The sequence below is a fragment of the Nocardioides ginkgobilobae genome (assembly GCF_054781275.1).
In genome coordinates this window covers 103327-125246 of record NZ_BAAGUS010000011.1, presented here as the reverse complement: position 1 = coordinate 125246, position 21920 = coordinate 103327, and the positions used below count along the sequence as shown (strand labels likewise).

At 71.9% G+C, this 21920-nt stretch carries 21 protein-coding genes; 19 read left to right on the top strand and 2 right to left on the bottom strand.

The annotated features are described in order from the left end of the window. Nucleotides 1–214: 214 nt before the first annotated feature. The 3 genes from ACYVID_RS12015 to ACYVID_RS12005 all read left to right on the top strand — a co-directional run bounded on the left by ACYVID_RS12015 (nucleotide 215) and on the right by ACYVID_RS12005 (nucleotide 2684). Nucleotides 215–676, top strand: a complete 462-nt coding sequence (locus ACYVID_RS12015) for a hypothetical protein (protein ID WP_460737302.1) — start codon at nucleotides 215–217, stop codon at nucleotides 674–676. A gap of 197 nt (nucleotides 677–873) precedes the next feature. After that, on the top strand, nucleotides 874–2055 hold the full coding sequence (locus tag ACYVID_RS12010) for a sensor histidine kinase (protein WP_460737300.1): 1182 nt from the start codon (nucleotides 874–876) through the stop codon (nucleotides 2053–2055). After that, complete coding sequence (locus ACYVID_RS12005) at nucleotides 2052–2684, top strand: response regulator (protein WP_460737298.1); 633 nt, start codon at nucleotides 2052–2054, stop codon at nucleotides 2682–2684. Before ACYVID_RS12010 ends, ACYVID_RS12005 begins: the two co-directional genes overlap by 4 nt. Before the next feature lie 8 nt (nucleotides 2685–2692). Here ACYVID_RS12005 and ACYVID_RS12000 read toward each other — a convergent pair whose 3' ends face one another. Then, nucleotides 2693–3592: a RecB family exonuclease gene (locus ACYVID_RS12000; protein WP_460737296.1), complete on the bottom strand. Its 900-nt coding sequence runs from the start codon at nucleotides 3590–3592 to the stop codon at nucleotides 2693–2695. A gap of 75 nt (nucleotides 3593–3667) precedes the next feature. Between ACYVID_RS12000 and ACYVID_RS11995 the strand changes: the two genes are divergently transcribed. The 3 genes from ACYVID_RS11995 (at nucleotide 3668) to arc (ending at nucleotide 7794) form a co-directional block, all read left to right on the top strand. Continuing rightward, complete coding sequence (locus ACYVID_RS11995) at nucleotides 3668–4804, top strand: site-2 protease family protein (RefSeq protein WP_460737294.1); 1137 nt, start codon at nucleotides 3668–3670, stop codon at nucleotides 4802–4804. A gap of 101 nt (nucleotides 4805–4905) precedes the next feature. Next, on the top strand, nucleotides 4906–5874 hold the full coding sequence (locus ACYVID_RS11990) for a tRNA (adenine-N1)-methyltransferase (protein WP_460737292.1): 969 nt from the start codon (nucleotides 4906–4908) through the stop codon (nucleotides 5872–5874). A gap of 135 nt (nucleotides 5875–6009) precedes the next feature. Continuing rightward, nucleotides 6010–7794: a proteasome ATPase gene (gene arc / locus ACYVID_RS11985; RefSeq protein ID WP_460737290.1), complete on the top strand. Its 1785-nt coding sequence runs from the start codon at nucleotides 6010–6012 to the stop codon at nucleotides 7792–7794. A 22-nt stretch (nucleotides 7795–7816) separates the two neighbouring features. Here arc and ACYVID_RS11980 read toward each other — a convergent pair whose 3' ends face one another. Next, on the bottom strand, nucleotides 7817–8452 hold the full coding sequence (locus tag ACYVID_RS11980) for a class I SAM-dependent methyltransferase (protein ID WP_460737287.1): 636 nt from the start codon (nucleotides 8450–8452) through the stop codon (nucleotides 7817–7819). A 38-nt stretch (nucleotides 8453–8490) separates the two neighbouring features. Between ACYVID_RS11980 and dop the strand changes: the two genes are divergently transcribed. The 13 genes from dop to ACYVID_RS11915 all read left to right on the top strand — a co-directional run bounded on the left by dop (nucleotide 8491) and on the right by ACYVID_RS11915 (nucleotide 21908). After that, nucleotides 8491–9999, top strand: coding sequence for a depupylase/deamidase Dop (gene dop, locus ACYVID_RS11975; protein WP_460737285.1), 1509 nt, complete (start codon nucleotides 8491–8493; stop codon nucleotides 9997–9999). Between the two features lie 100 nt (nucleotides 10000–10099). After that, nucleotides 10100–10297, top strand: coding sequence for a ubiquitin-like protein Pup (locus ACYVID_RS11970; protein ID WP_300646175.1), 198 nt, complete (start codon nucleotides 10100–10102; stop codon nucleotides 10295–10297). After that, nucleotides 10294–11151, top strand: coding sequence for a proteasome subunit beta (gene prcB, locus ACYVID_RS11965; protein WP_460737283.1), 858 nt, complete (start codon nucleotides 10294–10296; stop codon nucleotides 11149–11151). Before ACYVID_RS11970 ends, prcB begins: the two co-directional genes overlap by 4 nt. Next, nucleotides 11148–11933 carry a proteasome subunit alpha gene (gene prcA / locus ACYVID_RS11960; protein ID WP_460737281.1) on the top strand — a complete coding sequence of 262 codons (786 nt, stop codon included), beginning with the start codon at nucleotides 11148–11150 and terminating at the stop codon, nucleotides 11931–11933. Before prcB ends, prcA begins: the two co-directional genes overlap by 4 nt. 58 nt (nucleotides 11934–11991) lie before the next feature. Beyond that, nucleotides 11992–13353, top strand: a complete 1362-nt coding sequence (gene pafA, locus ACYVID_RS11955) for a Pup--protein ligase (protein ID WP_460737279.1) — start codon at nucleotides 11992–11994, stop codon at nucleotides 13351–13353. A gap of 43 nt (nucleotides 13354–13396) precedes the next feature. After that, the gene (locus tag ACYVID_RS11950) at nucleotides 13397–14485 is read left to right on the top strand and encodes an FKBP-type peptidyl-prolyl cis-trans isomerase (protein WP_460737277.1); all 1089 of its coding nucleotides are present in this window, start codon (nucleotides 13397–13399) and stop codon (nucleotides 14483–14485) included. A 7-nt stretch (nucleotides 14486–14492) separates the two neighbouring features. Then, nucleotides 14493–15464, top strand: a complete 972-nt coding sequence (locus tag ACYVID_RS11945) for a helix-turn-helix transcriptional regulator (RefSeq protein WP_460737275.1) — start codon at nucleotides 14493–14495, stop codon at nucleotides 15462–15464. Then, the gene (locus tag ACYVID_RS11940) at nucleotides 15461–16507 is read left to right on the top strand and encodes a helix-turn-helix transcriptional regulator (RefSeq protein WP_460737273.1); all 1047 of its coding nucleotides are present in this window, start codon (nucleotides 15461–15463) and stop codon (nucleotides 16505–16507) included. Before ACYVID_RS11945 ends, ACYVID_RS11940 begins: the two co-directional genes overlap by 4 nt. A gap of 56 nt (nucleotides 16508–16563) precedes the next feature. Next, nucleotides 16564–16839, top strand: coding sequence for a twin-arginine translocase TatA/TatE family subunit (gene tatA, locus ACYVID_RS11935; RefSeq protein WP_460737271.1), 276 nt, complete (start codon nucleotides 16564–16566; stop codon nucleotides 16837–16839). 15 nt (nucleotides 16840–16854) lie between these two features. Further along, nucleotides 16855–17685, top strand: a complete 831-nt coding sequence (gene tatC, locus ACYVID_RS11930; protein ID WP_460737270.1) for a twin-arginine translocase subunit TatC — start codon at nucleotides 16855–16857, stop codon at nucleotides 17683–17685. A gap of 10 nt (nucleotides 17686–17695) precedes the next feature. Continuing rightward, nucleotides 17696–18142, top strand: a complete 447-nt coding sequence (locus ACYVID_RS11925; RefSeq protein WP_460737268.1) for a hypothetical protein — start codon at nucleotides 17696–17698, stop codon at nucleotides 18140–18142. A 37-nt stretch (nucleotides 18143–18179) separates the two neighbouring features. Then, the gene (locus ACYVID_RS11920) at nucleotides 18180–19094 is read left to right on the top strand and encodes a diacylglycerol/lipid kinase family protein (protein ID WP_460737266.1); all 915 of its coding nucleotides are present in this window, start codon (nucleotides 18180–18182) and stop codon (nucleotides 19092–19094) included. Between the two features lie 9 nt (nucleotides 19095–19103). Next, complete coding sequence (locus ACYVID_RS11915) at nucleotides 19104–21908, top strand: DEAD/DEAH box helicase (RefSeq protein WP_460737264.1); 2805 nt, start codon at nucleotides 19104–19106, stop codon at nucleotides 21906–21908. Nucleotides 21909–21920 lie beyond the last annotated feature (12 nt).

The following is a 21920-nucleotide window of genomic DNA, read 5'->3' as shown; positions in this document are numbered from 1 at the left end:
GTCATCGGTCCTACGACCACCGGACACTGGCCCTCGCCCTTTACCTTGCGGGAGACTGTGGTCACTCAGGGCGAACCCCCCGGTCCACAGCGGCGGACCGGGCGTCCTGGCCAGGCCCGACCTCGTCACCACAAGCGGCCTCCGGTCCCCGGGGGTGATGACGAGGCCGGGCATGGCGGTTTTCCGGGGAGCGCGGTTGCGAAACCGTGAGAGCATGGCCACAGACAGCGACCGGCAGTACTCGATGAAGGGCACCATGGACCACCGCAGCACCACCCGAGTGGTCCACAGCCGTGCCCCCCGGATCCTTCTCGGGCTTCTCGTCATGCTCTCGATCGTCCTTGGCGGCCCCAGTGCCTCGGCGCGCAAGGACGACGTCACCAAGAGGACCTTCGACTGCAAGGCCACCAGTTCCGTGAAGCTCAAGGCGGAGCCCGAGAACAACGGCCTCATCAAGGTCACCGCGGTCGTGTTCAGCGAGGACGATGACAAGTGGGACTGGAAGATGAAGCACAACGACGACACTTCAGCCAAGGGCTCAGTCCAAGCCAAGGACGCTGATCGTTCCTTCCGCATCATCCGTGACATGGCCGACTTCACCGGCACCGACTACATCGACTTCCGCGCCGAGAACACCGCCACGGGCGAGGTCTGCCGCGCCAGCATCCAGCACTGAGAGTGGTGTTCCGTCGGGCATCCGAGGTGGCCCAAACCCAACGCCTCTTGCGGCACCCGCTTGCCTTGTTTCTAGCTGTGAGTGTGAGTCTGGCAGTCGGAATCTTTGTCGCCACCAACGCTCTTGCCGAAAGGGCGGCTCGGGACGTCTCACTCGAGCAGGCGGAGTCGATCACGGAGCTGCTCGCTGAATCGACGATGCCCGGCAACCTGACGGTGGGTCTGCTGGAGGGCCGGCCAGGGTCAGTCGACAAGTTCGTGCGCAGGCTGTCGCTGTTCGACACCGAGCAGAATGCCTTCGACTCCTTCGACATCCTCCGGGCTGATGGGTTCTTGGCCTTCGACAGCAAGTCTCCCGGCGCAGCTTTGGACGGGCAGTTCTACCCGCTCTCCGATCAGCAGGAGCAGATACTGAGCGGCGGCGGCACGGTCTCCACCGTGGCCGACCCCACCTCTCGGCGCAGTCAGGACCGCACCGGCAGCGAGGACGGCCTCGTCAAGATCTCGACGTACGTCGAGGCCACCGTGGGGGACGAGAAGGAGCTCAAGCTCGAGCGCCGTGGCCTGCCTCCGACGGTCCAGCCCGCTCTCTTCGTCGCCTACTGGGAGCTCGAGGGGGTGGAGGCACGCCAGAGTGACATCTTCAGTTCGTTTCGCTGGATCACCTTGGGGCCGCTCCTGCTCCTGGCACTGATCTCCACCGTCATGCTCGGCCTGCTCACCGCCCAGGTCCGCCGCGGCAGCCGCGAGCGCGAGCGCCTGCTCCAGACGGCCATCGACGCCTCCGACGCCGAGCGGCGCCGGATCGCCCGCGACCTGCACGACGGCGTGGTGCAGGACCTCGCCGGGTCCGCGTTCGCGCTCTCCGGGGCGGCCCGGGACCCCGCCACCACTCCGCAGACCGCCGAGGTCCTCGCCAGCGTCAGCGGCTCGATGCGCGACAGCCTCAAGCAGATGCGCTCGCTCCTGGCCGAGATCCACCCGCCCGAGCTGCACGGCCGGGGGCTCGAGACCGCGCTGGAGGACCTCATCGCCCCCGCCGCGGCCGCGGGGATCCACGCCTCCGTCAGCGTCTCCGGGATCGACGGTGCCTCCGACCCCGAGGTCGCCCTGGTGTGGCGGGTCGCCCAGGAGGCGGTCCGCAACGCCACGCGGCACTCCGGCGCCTCGACCCTGGCCGTCACCGTCCGCGGTGACGAGGAGCAGCTGCTGCTCGAGGTGGTCGACGACGGGGTCGGCTTCGACACCACAGCACCGAGCGAGCCCGACCGGTTCGGGCTGCGCGGGCTCCGCAGCCTGGTGCGCGACGTGGGCGGTGAGTTGGACGTCACGTCCGCGGTGGGTGAAGGTACGTCGGTGCGGATGGCGGTACGACGATGAGCGAGCACTCGGGCACGACCCGGGTCGTCCTGGTCGACGACCACGCCGTGATCCGGGCCGGTCTGGCCCAGCTGATCGCCACTGCCCCCGACATCGAGGTGGTCGGCCAGGCCGCCGACGGCGCCGCCGCCATCGAGCAGGCACGGGCGCTCAAGCCCGACGTGGTGCTGATGGACCTCCAGATGCCCGGCGTGGACGGCGTGACCGCGACCCGCGAGATCGTCGCGGCCGGTCTGGGTGTCGACGTGCTGGTGCTGACGTCGTACTCCGACAACGAGCGGATCCTCGACGCCCTGGATGCCGGCGCGGTGGGCTACCTGCTCAAGGACGCCGACCCCGACGACGTGCTGACCGGCATCCGGGCGGTCTCGCGCGGGGAGTCCCCGATCCACCCGAAGGCCGCCCGCGCCCTGCTGGGCGCCCGCTCGGCCGGTGGTCGCCCGCAGCTCACCGCCCGCGAGGTCGAGGTGCTGACCCTGGTGCGCGACGGGCTGGCCAACAAGCAGATCGCCAAGCGGCTGGAGATCAGTGAGCGCACGGTCAAGGCGCACCTCACCAGCGCCTTCTCGCGGATCGGTGTCTCCGACCGCACCCAGGCCGCCCTCTGGGCCCAGCGCAACGGTCTCTGACCGGACCCTCAGGTCGCGGCAGGCTCCGGCAGCGGCGGGGGAGTGCCGCCCCACGCCGGGCAGAGCGCCTGGTGGGCGCACCACGAGCACAGCGGGCCCCGGCTGGGCCGCCAGTCCTGCTCGACCGTCGCCCGGTTGATCGCCTCCCAGACCGCCTGCACCTTGCGCTCGGTCGCCAGCAGGTCGTGCTCGTCGGGGACGTAGCGCAGCACCTCGCCACTGCCGAGGTAGACCAGCTGCAGCATCGCCGGCACCACGCCCCGGGTGCGCCAGAGCACCAGGCCGTAGAACTTCATCTGGAACAGCGCCTTGGCCTCGAACTGCGGACCAGGCGCGCGGCCGGTCTTGTAGTCAACGACCCGGATCGCGCCGTCGGGCGCGACGTCGACCCGGTCGACGAAGCCGCGCATGAGGATGCGCGCCGGCGACAGCCACTCGACGTAGAGCTCGCGCTCGGCCGGCTCGAGCCGGGTCGGGTCCTCGAGCGTGAAGTAGCGCTCCAGCACGGTGCGGCACGAGGCCCACCAGCGCTCGGCGTCGACGCCGGACCCCTCCTCCAGCAGCGCTCCCAGCCCCGGCTCGGCCTCCACCAGACGGCGCCACGCCGGCTCCAGCATCTGCTCGGCGCGCACGGCGGTGCGCTCCAGCGCGGGCAGGTCGAAGAGGTCCTCGAGCACCTTGTGGACGACGGTGCCGCGCACGGCGTCGGGGGAGAGCGGCTCGGGCAGCTTGTCGATCGTGCGGAAGCGGTAGAGCAGGGGGCAGGTCATGAAGTCACCGGCCCGGCTGGGGGACAGCGCACCGACGACGTCGACCCCGTCGACCGGGGTCGAGTGCCGCTCCGCGGGACTCGCGCCGGCGGCGAGGGTGCCCGGTGCGGGGGTCTCCAACGAGGGGGCCGCGCTCATGCCCCGAACGGTAGGCGACCGCGCCGACAGCCGTGGAGCACCACGCCCGCACCAGGCCTCGGATAGCCTCGCCGCGTGGACGAAAGACCGCCTGCGGCCCCGCGCCCGCCCGGCACGTTCAAGGTCGGCACCGTCGCCGGCAGCGACGTGCTCGTGAGCGGCTCGTGGTTCGTCGTGGCCGCGCTGATCGCGGTGATCATGGCCCCGCTGGTCGAGCAGGTCGAGCCCGGACTGGGCGCGTTGCGCTACGTGGCCGGCCTGGCCTTCGCCGTGCTGCTCTACGGCTCGGTGCTGCTGCACGAGGCCTCGCACGCGGTCGCGGCCACGCGCCTGGGCTACCCCGTCACCTCGATCACCCTGCACTTCCTGGGCGGCATGACCTCCATCGAGGGCGAGGCCAAGCGCCCGCGCGAGGAGTTCGTGATCGCCGTCGTGGGCCCGCTGACCTCGATCGCGGTGGGTCTCGCAGCCCTCGCCCTCCTCCCGGTCACCCCCGACGGGCTGCTCCGGCTGGCCGTGGAGGGCCTGGCCGGGGCCAACCTGCTCGTCGGCGTCCTCAACCTGGTCCCGGGCCTCCCGCTCGACGGCGGCCGCGTGCTCAAGGCCGGCGTGTGGGGCGTGACCGGCAGCGTCGTGCGCGGCACCGTCGTCGCCGGTTGGGGCGGACGCCTCGCCGCGGTGGCCGTCCTCTGCTGGCCGCTGCTCCAGGAGTCGGTGCTCGGCACACCGCCGGACGTCATCGACTTCCTGCTCGCCCTCGTCGTCGCCGCGTTCCTGTGGGCTGGCGCCACCGCGGCGATGGCCTCGGCACGGCTGCGCAGCCGCCTCCCGCAGCTCGTGGCTCGCGACCTGGCCCGCCGCACCCTCGCCGTCCCCGGCGACCTCCCCCTCTCCGAGGCCGTACGCCGGGCCCAGGACGCCCAGGCGGGCGGGATCGTCACCACCGAGCACGACGGGTCGCCGGCCGGGCTGGTCAACGAGGCCGCGCTGCTGGCGACCCCTGAGGACCGTCGCCCGTGGGTGCCGACCTCCAGCGTCGCCCGCACCCTCGAGCACGGGCTGCGGCTGCCGGTCGACATCCGCGGCGAGGACCTCGTGCGCGCCCTGACCCGCACCCCGGCCGCGGAGTACCTCCTCGTGGAGCCCGACGGGTCGGTCTACGGCGTGCTCACCACCGAGGACGTCGACCGCGCGTTCCGCGCCACGCGCTGAGCGTTCCGCGGCACCCGCCGAGCCGGCCGCCCGGTCCGGTGGGCCGGCACCGCGCGAGCGCCGACTCGCGGCCCGTAGCGCCGCCGGTCTAGGGTTCCGCCGTGCCTGAGAACGAGCCCCTGCCCGACGTACCCCAGGAGGCCTGGTCGGGCGTCCACCGTGGTCCGCTGCGTGCGGGCGAGTGGGTGCGGCTGCTCGACGGCAAGGGCCGCAAGCACAACTTCGCGCTGGAGGCGGGCAAGAAGTTCTTCTCCAACCGCGGCCACCTCGACCACGACGAGCTGATCGGCCGCGAGGAGGGCTTCACCGTCACCACCTCCGGCGGCGGGGACTACCTCGTCTTCCGCCCGCTGCTCTCGGAGTTCGTGGTCTCGATGCCGCGCGGTGCCGCGGTGATCTACCCCAAGGACGCCGCCCAGATCGTCGCGATGGCCGACATCTTCCCCGGCGCGCGGGTCGTCGAGGCCGGCGTGGGCTCCGGGGCGCTGACCTGCTCCCTGCTGCGCGCCGTCGGCCCGCACGGCCGCGTGTCGTCGTACGAGCGGCGCGAGGAGTTCGCCGAGGTCGCGCGCAAGAACGTCCACCAGTTCTTCTCCGCGCCCGAGGGCACGACCCACCCGGCGTGGACCCTGACCCTGGGCGACCTCGCCGAGGCACTGCCCGCCTCCGGCGAGCGCTGCGACCGGATCATCCTCGACATGCTCGCGCCCTGGGAGTGCCTCGACGCCGCGGCCGACGCCCTCGTGCCCGGCGGGATCGTCTGCGCCTACGTCGCGACCACCACCCAGCTCTCGCGCTTCGTCGAGACCGTGCGCGTGCACGGCGGCTTCACCGAGCCGCACGCCTGGGAGTCCCTGGTGCGCGACTGGCACGTCGAGGGCCTCGCCGTGCGCCCGGACCACAAGATGATCGGCCACACCGCGTTCCTCGTGACCGCGCGCCGGATGGCGCCGGGGGAGAAGCCCCCGCGCAAGACCCGCCGGCCCGCACCTGGCGCCTACGGCCCCGACTACACCGGCCCCCGTCCGGCCGACGCACCGCAGGATCCGGCCGACCCGGCCGATCAGTAGACCGGAGGGGTCCACCGGGCCGACGGGCCACTGACCGGCAGCGACGCGCCGGTGACCGAATCGTGACCGACATCGTCCGCTCACCCCTACCGTGCGTGGTCGGAGTGAGTAGGGTCGCAACGAGGAGGTGCTCTGATGTCGACATCCGATGGCAGGTCACGTGAAGGTTCCCCCGAGGACGCTGGGCGCAGCGCCGAGGAGCTGATGAACCAGGTGCGCTTCCTGGAGGCCGAGGTCACCGACCTGCGCCGCCGCCTGAGCGACGCGCCCGGCTCCCACCGCACCGTCGAGCTCCGGCTCGCCGACGCCCAGCGCTCCCTGGCGGCCGTCACCAGCCAGAACGAGCGGCTCGCCCAGACCCTGCGCGAGGCTCGCGACCAGATCACCAAGCTCAAGGAGGAGGTCGACCGGCTCGCGCAGCCGCCGGCCGGCTTCGGCACCTTCCTGCAGCGCAACGACGACGACTCGGTCGACGTGTTCACCGGCGGCCGCAAGCTGCGGGTCAACGTCAGCCCCGAGGTCGACCTCGACACCCTGCGCCGCGGCCAGGAGGTCATGCTCAACGAGGCGCTCAACGTCGTCGCGGCCCTGGAGTTCGAGCAGGTCGGCGAGGTCGTGATGTTCAAGGAGCTGCTCGCCGACGGCGAGCGCGCCCTGGTCATCGCCAACGCCGACGAGGAGAAGGTCGTCCGGCTGGCCCAGCCGCTGCGCGAGGAGACCATCCGCGCCGGTGACTCCCTGCTGCTCGACTCCCGCGCGGGCTACGTCTACGAGAAGGTCCCGAAGTCCGAGGTCGAGGAGCTGGTCCTCGAGGAGGTCCCCGACATCGCCTACGAGTCGATCGGCGGCCTCGGCGGCCAGATCGAGGCGATCCAGGACGCCGTCGAGCTGCCCTACCTCTACCCCGAGCTGTTCAAGGAGCACCAGCTCAAGCCGCCCAAGGGCGTGCTGCTCTACGGCCCCCCGGGCTGTGGCAAGACGCTGATTGCCAAGGCGGTCGCCAACAGCCTGGCCAAGAAGGTGGCGGCACGGAACGCATCAGAGGGCCAGGGCCGGGAGGTGAAGTCCTACTTCCTCAACATCAAGGGCCCCGAGCTGCTCAACAAGTACGTCGGCGAGACCGAGCGCCACATCCGGCTGGTCTTCCAGCGGGCCCGCGAGAAGGCGTCGGCCGGCACGCCGGTCATCGTGTTCTTCGACGAGATGGACTCGCTGTTCCGCACCCGCGGCACCGGTGTCTCCTCCGACGTGGAGAACACCATCGTCCCGCAGCTGCTCAGCGAGATCGACGGCGTCGAGCTGCTCGAGAACGTGCTGGTCATCGGCGCCTCCAACCGCGAGGACATGATCGACCCCGCGATCCTGCGTCCCGGGCGCCTGGACGTGAAGATCAAGATCGAGCGCCCCGACGCCGAGGCCGCCCGCGACATCTTCAGCAAGTACCTCACCGCCGACCTGCCGCTGCACGCCGAGGACCTCGCCGAGTTCGGCAACGACCGGCAGGCCTGCGTCGAGGGCATGATCCGGGCCACCGTCGAGCGGATGTACGCCGAGACCGACGAGAACCGCTTCCTCGAGGTCACCTACGCCAACGGCGACAAGGAGGTCCTCTACTTCAAGGACTTCAACTCCGGCGCCATGCTGCAGAACATCGTGGACCGCGCGAAGAAGATGGCGATCAAGGACTGGCTGGACCACCAGCAGAAGGGCCTGCGCGTCAGCCACCTGCTCCAGGCGTGCGTGGACGAGTTCAAGGAGAACGAGGACCTCCCCAACACCACCAACCCCGACGACTGGGCCCGCATCTCCGGCAAGAAGGGCGAGCGGATCGTCTTCATCCGCACGCTCGTCACCGGCAAGCAGGGCACCGAGCCGGGCCGGTCCATCGACACCGTGTCCAACACGGGTCAGTACCTCTGACCGCAGCCGTCGCGCGTCGTCCTCAGGGGCGGCGCGCGACGAAGCGGTAGCCGTAGGTCCACGGCCGCGACACGCCCGCGCCGGGCAGGTAGCGCTGCGTGACCTCGCCGACCTCGAGCCCGGCGGCGCGCACCAGGGCCACGGGGTCGCGGGTGAGGTGGCAGCCGCCGGCGACGGCCCGCTCGATCGGGTCGAGCCGCGCCTGCCAGCGGCGGACGCGCGGGTCGGGGGAGGCACCGTGCTCCAGCACGTGCACGGTGCCGCCGGGGCGCACGGCGCGCGCCATCTCGCGAGCGCCGAGGGCGGCGTCGGGGATGGTGCACAGCGAGAAGGTGCACAGCACCGCGTCGTACGCCGCGTCCTCGACGTCGAGGTGCTGGCCGTCCAGGCCCACGCGGGAGACCGGCAGGCGCGCGGCGTCGCGGCGTGAGGCAGACATCGCCCACCCGAGGTCGGACGGCTCGACCGCGTCGAGCGAGGTGACGCCGGCCGGGAGGTGCGGGAGATTCATGCCGGACCCGAAGCCCACCTCCAGCACGCGGCCGGACAGCCCCTCGCACACGGCGGCCCGCTCCCGGCGTACGTCACCGGACCCGAGGGCCTTCTCGACCAGACGCGGCACCACGTGCCGCTCCCACCACCCACCGATGCCAGCCACGGGCTCACCGTAGTCCCGCTCCACGTAGGCTCGGTCACATGAGCGTGCGCCGGGTGATGGGGACCGAGGTCGAGTACGGCATCTCGGTCCAGGGCCAGCCCACCGCCAACCCCATGGTGGCCTCCTCGCAGGTCGTGAACGCCTACGCCTCGGCCACCCTGAAGGCGCGGCGGGCTCGGTGGGACTTCGAGGAGGAGTCGCCGCTGCGCGACGCCCGCGGCTTCGACATGAGCCGCCAGGTCGCCGACCCCAGCCAGCTGACCGACGAGGACCTCGGCCTGGCCAACGTCATCCTCACCAACGGCGCGCGGCTCTACGTCGACCACGCGCACCCGGAGTTCTCCACCCCCGAGGTCACCACCCCGCTCGACATCGTGCGGTGGGACAAGGCGGGGGAGCAGGTGATGCTCGACGCCCAGCGCCGGGCCGCGGCCCTGCCCGGCGGGCAGCCGATCCTGATGTACAAGAACAACACCGACGGCAAGGGCGCCTCCTACGGCGCGCACGAGAACTACCTCATGCGCCGCTCGACCCCGTTCGCCGACATCGTCAAGCACCTCACGCCGTTCTTCGTCAGCCGTCAGGTCGTGTGCGGCGCCGGCCGGGTCGGCATCGGCCAGGACGGCCGCGACCACGGCTACCAGATCAGCCAGCGCGCGGACTTCTTCGAGGTCGAGGTCGGCCTCGAGACCACGCTGAAGCGCCCGATCATCAACACCCGCGACGAGCCGCACGCCGACCCCGAGAAGTACCGCCGCCTGCACGTCATCATCGGCGACGCCAACCTCGCGGAGGTCTCCACCTACCTCAAGGTCGGCACCACCTCGCTGGTGCTGGCGATGATCGAGGACCGCTTCATCTCCGTCGACCTCACCGTCGACGGGCCGGTCTCGGCGCTGCGGGCGGTCTCCCACGACCCGACGCTGCGCCAGGCGATCACCCTGCGCGACGGCCGCAAGCTCACCGCGGTCCAGCTGCAGCTGGAGTACCTCGACCTGGCCAGGAAGTACGTCGAGGACCGGTACGGCGCGGACGCCGACGCCCAGACCCGCGACGTGCTCGCGCGGTGGGAGTCGGTGCTCGACCGGCTCGAGCGCGACCCCATGTCGCTGGCCGGCGAGCTGGACTGGGTGGCGAAGCTGAAGCTGCTCGAGCAGTACCGCCAGCGCGACGGCCTCGAGTGGGACGACGCCAAGCTCCAGCTCATCGACCTGCAGTACTCCGACATCCGCCCCGAGAAGGGGCTCTACCACCGGCTCGTGCAGGCCGGCCGGATCGAGCGCCTGCTGGACGGAGACTCTGTCGAGCGCGCGATGCACGAGCCGCCGACCGACACCCGCGCCTACTTCCGCGGCCGCTGCCTGGAGCAGTTCCCCGACGCCGTCGCCGCGGCGTCCTGGGACTCCGTCATCCTCGACCTGCCCGGCCGCGAGTCGCTGCAGCGCGTGCCGACCATCGACCCGCTGCGGGGCTCCGAGGCCCACGTCGGGGAGCTCTTCGACCGGTGCACCAGCGCCGAGGAGCTCTTCGTCGCCCTCACCCGCTGACGGCCGAGCGGTCACGTCCGCACCCTCGAGCGGTCACTTTCGCACCGCCGAGCGGTCACTTCCGCGCCCTCACCTCGGTGGTGTCGCTAGGGTCGGAGGCATGGCACAGGAGCAGAAGCAGCCCCGGCGCAACTCCGAGACCGAGGAGGCCGTCGAGACAGCCCCCGAGACCGACGTCGCGGAGCGCAAGGAGGCCCTCGACAGCGAGGTCGACGACATCCTCGACGAGATCGACGACGTGCTGGAGTCCAACGCCGAGGACTTCGTGAAGTCCTTCATCCAGAAGGGCGGACAGTGAGCGACCCGCGCCTGCCCGCGTCCTTCCTCCAGCCCGGCTCCTCCTCCTTCAGCGACTTCCTCGCAGCCCAGGCCCCCGACCTGCTGCCGGGTCGCCGCACGGTGCCGCAGGGCAACGCCGCCGACCTCGCGCCGCACGGCACGACGATCGTCGCGGTGGCGTTCCCCGGCGGCGTGCTTCTGGCCGGTGACCGCCGCGCGACGATGGGCAACATCATCGCCAGCCGCGACATCGAGAAGGTCTTCCCGACCGACGAGTTCTCCGCCGCCGGCATCGCCGGCACCGCGGGCCTGGCCATCGAGCTCGTCCGGCTGTTCCAGACCGAGCTCGAGCACTACGAGAAGATCGAGGGCATCACGCTCTCGCTCGACGGCAAGGCCAACCGGCTCTCCACGATCATCCGCGGCAACCTCGGCATGGCGATGCAGGGCCTGGCGGTGGTCCCGCTCTTCGCCGGCTACGACCACGACCGGGTCGCGGGTCGGATCTTCTCCTACGACGTCACCGGCGGGCGCTACGAGGAGACCGGCTACCACGCCGTGGGCTCCGGCTCGCTCTTCGCCCGTGGCTCGCTCAAGAAGCTCTACCGCGCCGACCTCTCGCAGGACGACGCCGTGACGGTGGCGCTGGAGGCGCTCTACGACGCCGCCGACGACGACTCCGCCACGGGCGGGCCGGACGTCACCCGGCGGATCTTCCCCATCGTCCACGTGATCACCGCCGACGGTGGCCAGCGCCTGACCCAGGAGGTCGTCGGTGACCTCGCCGAGCAGGTCGTCGCGGGCCGGATGAACCGGCCCGGCGGACCGCACGCCCCTCTGAACCCGGGTCGGACCGAGGGAGGTCAGGCATGAGCACCCCGTTCTACGTCTCGCCCGAGCAGCTGATGAAGGACCGGGCGGACTTCGCGCGCAAGGGCATCGCGCGCGGCCGCTCGGTCGTGGCGGTGCAGTACGCCGACGGCGTGCTCTTCGCCTCCGAGAACCCCTCCCAGGCGCTGCACAAGGTCTCCGAGATCTACGACCGGATCGCCTTCGCCGCGGTCGGTCGCTACAACGAGTTCGAGAACCTCCGCATCGCCGGGGTCCGGCTGGCCGACATGCGCGGCTACGCCTACGACCGCCGCGACGTCACCGGTCGCGGCCTGGCCAACGCCTACGCGCAGACCCTTGGCACGATCTTCTCCTCCGGCGGCGAGAAGCCCTACGAGGTCGAGATCTTCGTCGCCGAGATCGGAGCGGCCGCCGCCGACGACCAGATCTACCGCCTCACCTACGACGGACAGGTGGCCGACGAGCACGGGTACGCCGTCATGGGGGGCGCGGCCGAGGTCGTGGCGGGCTACCTGAAGGACCACTACACCGAGGGCTCCTCGCTCGAGGAGGCGCTGCGCCTGGCCGTGGCGGCCCTGGGCCACACCGAGACCGAGGACCGGGTCATCCCGGCCGAGGACCTCGAGGTGGCGGTCCTGGACCGCACCCGCGTGCAGCCGCGCAAGTTCGCCCGGCTCCGGCCGGAGCGGCTCGAGGCCGTGCTCGGCCGGCGCGAGCAGGCGGCTGCTGCGACGGCCGGCACCGACGTCCCTCCCGCGGGTCCCGTCGGTGGTGACGAGCCGCCGGTCGCCCCGCCGGGGTGACCCGCCGCCCCGGCCGCAATCGCGTCCGGGGCGACCGCTCGACCCGTAGTGTTGGGTCATGGACCGTCGGATCTTCGGGATCGAGAACGAGTACGGCGTCACGTGCACGTTCAAGGGCCAGCGCCGGCTGAGTCCCGACGAGGTCGCGCGCTACCTGTTCCGCAAGGTCGTGAGCTGGGGCCGCAGCAGCAACGTCTTCCTGCGCAACGGTGCGCGGCTCTACCTCGACGTGGGCAGCCACCCGGAGTACGCCACGCCCGAGTGCGACGACATCGTCGACCTCGTCACCCACGACAAGGCGGGGGAGCGGATCCTCGAGGGGCTACTGCTCGACGCCGAGCAGCGGCTGCACGACGAGGGCATCGCCGGTGAGATCTACCTGTTCAAGAACAACACCGACTCCGCCGGCAACTCCTACGGCTGCCACGAGAACTACCTCGTCTCGCGCAACGGCGAGTTCAGCAAGCTCGCCGACGTCCTCATCCCGTTCCTGGTGACCCGGCAGATCATCGTCGGCGCCGGCAAGGTCACCCAGACCCCGCGCGGCGCCGGCTACAGCGTCAGCCAGCGCGCCGAGCACATCTGGGAGGGCGTCAGCAGCGCCACCACGCGCAGCCGCCCGATCATCAACACCCGCGACGAGCCGCACGCGGACGCCGAGAAGTACCGCCGCCTGCACGTCATCGTCGGCGACTCCAACATGAGCGAGACGACCACTCTGCTCAAGGTGGCCTCCGCCGACCTGGTGCTGCGGATGATCGAGGAGGGCGTGGTGATGCGCGACCTCACCATGGAGAACCCCATCCGCGCCATCCGCGAGATCAGCCACGACACGACCGGTCGCCGCAAGGTCCGGCTGGCCAACGGTCGCGAGGCCAGCGCGCTGGAGATCCAGAGCGAGTACCTCGCCAAGGCCCGCGACTTCGTGGACCGCCGCCAGATCTCCACCCCGGTCATCGAGCAGGCGCTGGACCTGTGGGAGCGCGGGCTGAAGGCCGTGGAGTCCGACGACCTCGGCCTGGTCGACAAGGAGATCGACTGGGTCATCAAGTGGAAGCTGATCGACGCCTACCGCGCCAAGCACGGACTGCCCCTGGGCCACGCCCGGATCGCCCAGCTCGACCTGGCCTACCACGACATCCACCGCGGCCGCGGCCTCTACTACCTGCTCGAGAAGCGCGGCCTGGTCACCCGGGTCACCAGCGACCTGAAGACCTTCGAGGCCAAGTCCGTGCCGCCGCAGGACACCCGGGCCCGGCTGCGCGGGGAGTTCATCCGCAAGGCCCAGGAGCGCCGCCGCGACTTCACCGTCGACTGGGTGCACCTCAAGCTCAACGACCAGGCCCAGCGCACCGTCCTGTGCAAGGACCCCTTCCGCGCGTACGACGAGCGGGTGCAGCGGCTCATCGACAGCATGTGACGTAGGGTTCCGGTTGCTCTGCTGCCCTCCCGAAGGAATCCCGGTGCCTCGACGCGTACGCCGACCGCTGGCCCTGCTGGTCGCCCCCGCCCTGCTCCTGCCCGCCCTGGCCGCCTGCGGCTCGGACGAGGACGACGGCTCCGGCGCGGGCCTGGCCGAGGTGGAGGTCACCGGAGAGGTGGGGGAGCCCCCGGTCGTGGAGTGGCCCGAGGACTACACCGCGGGTGACGCGGAGTCCGAGACGCTCGTGACCGGCGACGGCCCCGAGATCCCCGAGGACGGCACCGCCCTGGTGCACTACTGGATCGGCAACGGGTTCGACCAGTCCGAGGCGCTGTCGACGTACACCGCGCTGCCCGAGGCGCTCGACCTCGCCAACGCCGAGCTCCCCGAGGCGCTGACCGACCCCGTGGTCGGCGCCACCGTGGGCTCGCGCGTGGTGACCAGCGTCTCCGCCGAGGAGGTCTTCGGCGAGATCGGCAACCCGACCATCGGGGTGTCCAACGCCGACCCGCTGCTGATCGTCGTCGACGTGCTCGGCCCCACCCCGATCGAGGAGCCCTTCGTCGAGGAGGGCACCGGCTTCGCCCCCGACCTGGTCCTCGGCGAGGACGGCCGCCCCGAGGCGATGCGCTTCATGGGCCGTCCGCAGCCCACCGGCCAGCTCCAGGTGCAGACCCTGGTCGAGGGTGACGGCGAGGAGATCAGGGCCTCCGACGTGGTGATGGTCGACTACCTCGGCCAGGTCTACGCCAAGCCCAAGCCCTTCGACACCAGCTTCGACGGCCAGCCGCTCGTGCAGAGCCTCTCCGGCCTGGTCGAGGGCTGGCAGCAGGCGCTGGTCGGCAAGACCGTCGGCAGCCGGGTCGTCATCGCCGTCCCGCCGCGCCTGGGCTACGGCGCCGAGGGCAACGAGGGCGCCAAGATCAGCGGCACCGACACGATCTACTTCGTCATCGACGTGCTGGGCCGCGCTCCCGAGCCGGTCGCCCCGGAGCCCGCCGAGGAGGAGTCGCCGTCGGCCAGCCCCTCGCCCGACCCGTCCGGCAGCCCGTCGGCCGAGGTGTCGCCGACCGATGCCGCGACCCCGTCGCCGGCGGTCAGCGAGAGCCCCTCCGACGAGGAGTCCTGACCCGCAGATGAGCGTCCGCAAGAGCGAGCGGCTGATGAACCTGCTCATCATGCTGCTCGTCCAGCGGCACTACGTCCCCAAGGGGCGCATCCGGGAGATGATCTACCCCGGATCCTCCGACGAGGCGTTCGAGAAGATGTTCGAGCGCGACAAGGACGAGCTGCGCAGCCTCGGTGTGCCGGTCGAGATCGGCCAGATCGACGCCTACTTCGACGACGAGCCGGGCTACCGCATCCGTCCCGACGACCTGGCGCTGCCCGACATCGACCTCACCCCCGACGAGGCATCGGTGATCGGTCTGGCCACGCGCGTGTGGCAGCACGCGAAGCTCGCCGAGGCCACCACCGACGCGGTCCGCAAGCTCACCGCCCTCGGGGTCCCGGTCGACACCGCGGCCCTCGACATCGTCGAGCCGCGGCTGGCGGCCGAGGAGCCGGCCTTCGACGTCTTCTGGGAGGCCGTGCAGGAGCGCCGTCCGGTGGCCTTCGACTACCGCACCGCCCAGGGCACCGAGACCACGACCCGGCACCTGCAGCCCTGGGGCGTCACCCGCTACGCGGGTCGCTGGTACGTCGTGGGCCTCGACACCGACCGGGGCGAGGAGCGGGTCTTCCGGCTGTCCCGGGTGCAGGGCGAGGCGCGTCCCGACGGTCCGCCTGCGGCGTACGACGTGCCGCCGGGCACCGACGTCTCGGCGCTCGCCCGACGGCTCGCGCCCCAGCCCGTGCACCAGCAGGCGTCGCTGCTCGTGCGGCGCGGGGCCGGCGTGCTGCTGCGCCGTGGCGCCGACAGCGTCGAGGAGGACGTCCCCGGCCCCGACGACCGCACCCGCTGGGACCGCGTCCGCGTGACCCGCGAGTCCCAGGGCCTGGTCGAGGAGGTCCTGACCCACGGCGACGCGGTCCTCGTGGAGGAGCCGGCCACCCTCCGCGCCGAGGTCGTACGCCGTCTGCAGGCCGTCGTGGGGGAGTCCGCGTGAGCCCGGCCGGACCCTCCGCCGCCTCTCCCGGCCCCGGGGCGCGCGACCAGGTGGCGCGGCTGCTCATGCTCGTGCCCTACCTCCACGCGCGCGGGACCGTGCACCTCGACGAGGCCGCCCGCACCCTCGGGACCACCCCGAAGCAGCTGCTCAAGGACCTCAAGGTCCTGCTCATGTGCGGGCTGCCCGGTGGCTACCCCGACGACCTGATCGACGTCGACCTCGACGCGCTCGAGGAGCCCGAGGGCGACGGGGTCATCCGAGTCTCGAACGCCGACTACCTCGCCCGGCCGCTGCGGCTGACGCCTACGGAGGCCAGCGCGATCATCGTCGCCCTGCGTGCGCTGCGCAACAGCGCCGGCACGACGCACGGCACCCGGGAGGTGCTCGACCGTGCGCTGGCCAAGCTCGAGGCCGCCGCGGCCCACGGTGGCGTCGCCCAGATCGATCCCGGCCAGGGCGTCGAGGACGCCGACGTGGCCCTGCTGGCACGCCGGCTGCAGGAGGCCGCCGACGCCGGGCGCCAGGTGCGGCTGCGCTACGTCGTCCCCAGCCGCGACGAGGAGACCGAGCGGGTCGTCGACCCGCACCGGGTCGTGCGCGCGCAGGACGGGGGACGCGCCGGTCAGGGCTACGCCTACCTCGACGCCTGGTGCCACCGCGCCTCCGCCCCGCGGCTCTTCCGGCTGGACCGGGTCACCGAGGCCGAGGTGCTCGACACCCCCGTGGCCACCGAGCCGCCCGCGCCGCGCGATCTCGACGCCGGGCTGCTCGGGGAGGACGAGACCGTGCTGGTGACGCTGCTGCTGGACCGCCAGGCCCGCTGGGTCGTCGACTACTACCCGGTGCTGGCGACCAGGGAGGTCTCCGAGGAGGCCCTCGAGGTCGACCTGAGGGTCGCCGACGTGCGCTGGCTCAACCGGCTGCTGCTCCGGCTGGCCCCGCACGCCAGCGTCGTGCGTCCCGCGGAGTTCACCGATTCTTTCCGCGCCGCAGCTCGATCCGCTCTCGGCCTCTACTCCGAACAACACGTAGACTCCTAGGAGTTCGTGGCGGAGCCGTCCGGCCCCGCACCCTCGACCAGAAGGCAGTGCCTCGCATGTACTCGCTGATCGCCATGCCCCAGGGCGCGGAGTGGCTCGTCATCCTCGCCATCGTCATCCTCGTCTTCGGCGCGGCCAAGCTCCCCGACCTCGCCCGCGGCACCGGTCAGGCACTGCGGATCTTCAAGGCCGAGACCAAGGGCCTCAAGGACGACGACAAGGACGACGAGGGCCCCGCGGCGCCGGCCGAGCTCCCGCCGACCTCGCTGGCCGAGGAGACCAAGGCGGACTCGCCCATCGTCGGCGAGCCCCACCCCGACCAGCGCGGCTAGGCCCGGATGGCCCGCATGGCGGGCGTCGTCGGCCTCTTCGTCGGCAAGCCCCACCACCCCGTCGGCCCCGACGGGCGGATGGCCCTCAGCGACCACCTGCGCGAGCTCCGCGCCCGCATCCTCAAGGTCGCGCTGACGGTCGTCGTCGCCCTCGCGGTGTCGCTGCTCTTCTTCGACCAGCTCTTCGACCTCGTCTACGGCCCCTACGAGCAGGCCGTGGCGCGGCTGCCCGACCAGGAGACCCTGGCGACCACCAGCGGAGCCGGCGGCGGCCTGATGCTCTACCTCAAGCTCTGCGGCTTCGCGGCGCTCGTGGTGACGGCCCCGGTCTGGCTCTACCAGATCTGGGCGTTCATCATGCCGGGGCTGCACCCGCACGAGAAGAAGTGGACGCGGATCTTCGCTGCCGTGGCGACGCCGCTGTTCGCGGTCGGCATCTGGCTGGGCTACGTCACGCTGCCCAAGGGCCTTGAGATCCTCATCGGCTTCAACCCCGACGGCATCACCAACATCCTGGAGTTCCAGGGCTACCTGCAGTTCTTCACCCGCACCCTGCTCGTCTTCGGCATCGCCTTCGAGATCCCCGTCTTCGTGGTGCTGCTCAACCTCGCCGGCGTCGTCAAGGGCCGCCAGCTGGCCGAGCACCGGCCCTGGATCGTCATCGGTCTGTTCGTCTTCGCCGCGGTGGCCACTCCCTCCGCCGACCCGTTCACCATGACCTTCATGGCCGTCCCGATGGTCGTCCTCTTCTTCATCGCCGAGGTCATCGCGCGCTTCAACGACCGGCGTAAGGAGCGGAACAAGCCGTTCGCCGGGCTCTCGCCCGACGAGGCCTCCGTCCTGTGAGGCCCGTCCTGTGACGGGAGCACCCCCGCACCTCGACGAGGTCGACCCGTTCGACCTGCCCGAGTGGCTCGGGACCGGCGAGGTCACCTGGACCTCGGAGTCGGGGCTGCGCTCGGGGCACCTCGTCTCCGGCCTGCTGTACAGCCCCGGGCACCCGGACCTCGCCTGCGACCTCCTGGCGGTCGACGAGGCGTTCCCGGTGCCCGTGGTCGACGACGCCACCCGCACCCGTGCGCACCAGGCCTGGCGGCACGGGCAGGTGCTGTGCGTGCGGCACCCGGTGCCCGACGGCCCGGAGGGCCGGCTGACCCTGGCCATCCCGGGCCGCGACATGACCGCGGGGCGCGTGCTCGACGCGGTGGCGCGGCTGTCCAAGGCCGTGGGTGCCTCCGCCGACGACTGGAGCGTCCTGCTGCGGATCGGCGAGGAGCGCGCGGCGAGCCGCCGGGGTCGCTGAGCCTCGATCCGGGCCGAGGACCGCTAGTTTCGACCTCGTGACCCGCGTCGCGCTGCTGACCAACCCGACCTCCGGCAAGGGGCGCGGCGCGCGCGGTCGGGCCGCGGCTCTCGACGTGCTGCGCGGCACCGACCTCGAGGTGCTCGACCTGGTGGGACGCGACGCCGCGGAGGCGGCCGGGCTCGCACGGGACGCGGTCGCCCCGGCCGGAGGAGACAGGGTCGACGCGCTGCTGGTCTGCGGCGGCGACGGGCTGGTGCACCTGGCCGTGCAGGCGCTGGCCGGTACCGGGACGGCGCTCGGCGTCGTACCTGCCGGGACGGGGAACGACGTCGCGCGCTACCTCGACCTGCCGCGCCGCGACCCGGCCGAGGCCACGCACCTCGCCCTCGAGGCGCTCCGGTCGGGACGTCGACGCACCATCGACCTGGCCCGGTCCGGCGACCGGTGGTTCGTGACGGTGCTGGCGGCCGGCTTCGACGCGGTGGTCAACGAGCGGGCCAACGCGATGACCCGCCCGCGTGGCCAGATGCGCTACAACATCGCCACCGTCGCCGCCCTGCGTACCTTCACCCCGATCCGCTACACCCTCGACCTCGACGGCGAGCAGGTCACGCTCGAGGCGATGATGGTCGCGGTCGGCAACGGCCCGTCGTACGGCGGGGGCCTGCGGATGACCGAGGGCGCCGTCCTCGACGACGGGCTGCTCGACGTCGTGGTGATCGGCCCGATGGGCAAGGCCGAGCTCGTGCGCACCTACCCCCGGCTCTTCACCGGCACCCACACCACGCACCCGGCCTACCGGCACCACCGCGTGCGACGGGTCAGCATCGCCGCGCCCGGCATCACGACGTACGCCGACGGCGAGCGCTTCGGTGCGCTGCCGCTCACCGTCGAGTGCGTGCCGGGCGCCCTGCAGGTCCTCGCGCCGCCGCCCACCACGGCCCCGTAGGTTGGAGGCGTGAGCCACCCCGTCGACGAGCCGACCCCCGCCGAGCGCTATGCGCGGTTCCGGCGCGCCCAGGAGCACCCGGTCCTCGCCGACTTCCGCGAGCTCTACCGCTTCCCCCTGGACGAGTTCCAGATCCAGGCATGCAAGGACATCGAGGACGGCCGCGGCGTGCTCGTGGCGGCGCCGACCGGCTCGGGCAAGACGGTGGTGGGGGAGTTCGCCATCCACCTCGCGCTCTCCCAGGGCCGCAAGGCCTTCTACACGACCCCGATCAAGGCGCTGTCGAACCAGAAGTACGCCGACCTGGTGGCCCGCTACGGCCCCGACGAGGTCGGGCTGCTGACCGGCGACAACACCGTCAACGGGGAGGCCTCGGTGGTCGTCATGACCACCGAGGTGCTGCGCAACATGCTCTACGCCGGCTCCCGGACCCTGGACCGCCTCGGCTTCGTGGTGATGGACGAGGTGCACTACCTCGCCGACCGCAGCCGCGGGGCGGTGTGGGAGGAGGTGATCATCCACCTGCCGGAGTCGGTGGGCCTGGTCGCCCTGTCGGCCACGGTCTCCAACGCCGAGGAGTTCGGCGAGTGGCTGGAGACCGTGCGCGGGGACACCTCGACCATCGTGGAGGAGCGCCGACCGGTGCCGCTCTTCCAGCACGTCATGGTCGGCCGACGGCTGCTGGACCTCTTCGCCTCCTCCGACGTCGACGCCGCTGCCGGCTTCGTCAAGGAGGGAGCCCCGGTCAACGAGGAGCTGCTCAAGGTCGCCCGCGACGACTGGGCAGCCTCGCGGATCCGCGACCGGCGCAGCCCGCGCGACCGCAAGGGCCCGCGGCGACCGGCCGCGCAGTCGGGCAACGGCCGCCGCGTCTGGGTGGCCAGCCGCCCCGAGGTCATCGACCGGCTCGAGCGCGACGGCCTGCTGCCGGCGATCGTCTTCGTCTTCAGCCGGGTCGGCTGCGACGCCGCGGTCACCCAGTGCCTGGCAGCGGGCATCCGGCTGACCGATCCCGAAGAGCGCGACGAGATCTTCGCCTTCGTCGAGGACGCCACCAAGCACCTCTCCCGCGAGGACCTGCACGTCCTGGGCTACCACGACTTCCTCGACGGCCTGACCCGCGGCATCGCGGCCCACCACGCGGGCATGCTGCCGGCGTTCAAGCAGATCGTCGAGGAGCTCTACGTCCGCGGCCTGTGCAAGGTCGTCTTCGCCACCGAGACCCTGGCGCTGGGCATCAACATGCCCGCGCGCACCGTCGTCATCGAGAAGCTCTCGAAGTGGAACGGCGAGACGCACGCCGACATCACGCCGGGGGAGTACACCCAGCTCACCGGTCGCGCCGGGCGCCGCGGTCTCGACACCGAGGGCCACGGCGTCGTGATGTGGCAGCCCGGCACGGACCCGCGCGAGCTCGCCGGCCTCGCCTCGACCCGCACCTACCCGCTCCGCTCCTCCTTCCGCCCCAGCTACAACATGGCGGTCAACCTCGTCGACCAGTTCGGCCGGGTCGTCGCGCGTGAGCTGCTGGAGCAGTCCTTCGCCCAGTTCCAGGCCGACAAGGCCGTGGTCGGGCTGGCCCGGCAGCTGCGCAAGGCCGAGGAGGCGCTCGACGGGTACGCCGAGGCCGCGACCTGCGACCAGGGCGACTTCCTGGAGTACGCCGAGCTGCGACGCCGGATCAGCCAGGTCGAGAAGGGTGCCAGCCGCCAGCGCAAGGAGGACCAGCGCCAGGAGGCCATCGCCTCGCTCAGGCTCCTCAAGCCCGGGGACGTCATCGAGGTCCCCACCGGCAAGTTCAGCGGGTACGCCGTGGTCATCGACCCCGGCTGGTCGCCCGAGGGTCCGCGCCCCTACGTCGTCACCCTTGAGCGGCAGGCGCGCCGCCTGGCGATGATCGACTTCCCGGTCCCGGTCGAGGCGGTGACCCGGATGCGCGTACCGAAGACCTTCAACCCCCGCAACGCCCAGATGCGCCGCGACCTGGCCGCCCAGCTGCGGGACCGCACACGGGACCTCCCGCCCCGCAAGGGCGGTCCCAGCCGTCGTACGACGCAGCCGGCCGCGTGGGAGCAGGAGGTCGCCGACCTGCGCCGGCAGCTCAAGGCGCACCCGTGCCACGGCTGTCCGGACCGCGAGGACCACGCCCGCTGGGCCGAGCGCTGGCACAAGCTCGACAAGGACGCCGCCACGCTGCGCCGTCGCGTCGAGAACCGCACCAACACCGTCGCCCGGCAGTTCGACCGGGTCTGCGACGTGCTGACCTCGCTCGGCTACCTCACCCCCGACGGCGACGACACCCGGGTGACCGTCGAGGGCCAGCACCTGCGCCGGCTCTACTCCGAGCTCGACCTGGTCGCGGCCGAGTGCATCCGCCGCGGCCTCTGGGAGGGACTGGACGCGCCCGGCCTCGCCGCGGCCCTCTCGACGCTGTGCTTCGAGGCGCGCCGCCCTGACGACGCCCGCTCGCCCCGAGTGCCCGGCGGCGCGACGAAGGAGGCGATCGGCGCGACGATCCGGTTGTGGGGCGAGCTGGACCGCCTGGAGAAGGAGAACCGGCTCGACTTCCTGCGCCAGCCCGACCTCGGGTTTGCCTGGGTGGCCTACAAGTGGTGCGAGGGCGACGACCTCGACGAGGTCCTGGCCGAGACCGAGCTGTCGGCCGGTGACTTCGTGCGCTGGATGAAGCAGCTGCTCGACCTCGCCGGCCAGGTCGCCGACGCGGCCGGCGACTCCCCGCTGCGCCACACCGCCCGCGAGGTCGTCGAGCGCCTGCGCCGCGGGGTCGTCGCGATGTCCGGGCTGGCCGAGTAGGGCCGGGCGAGG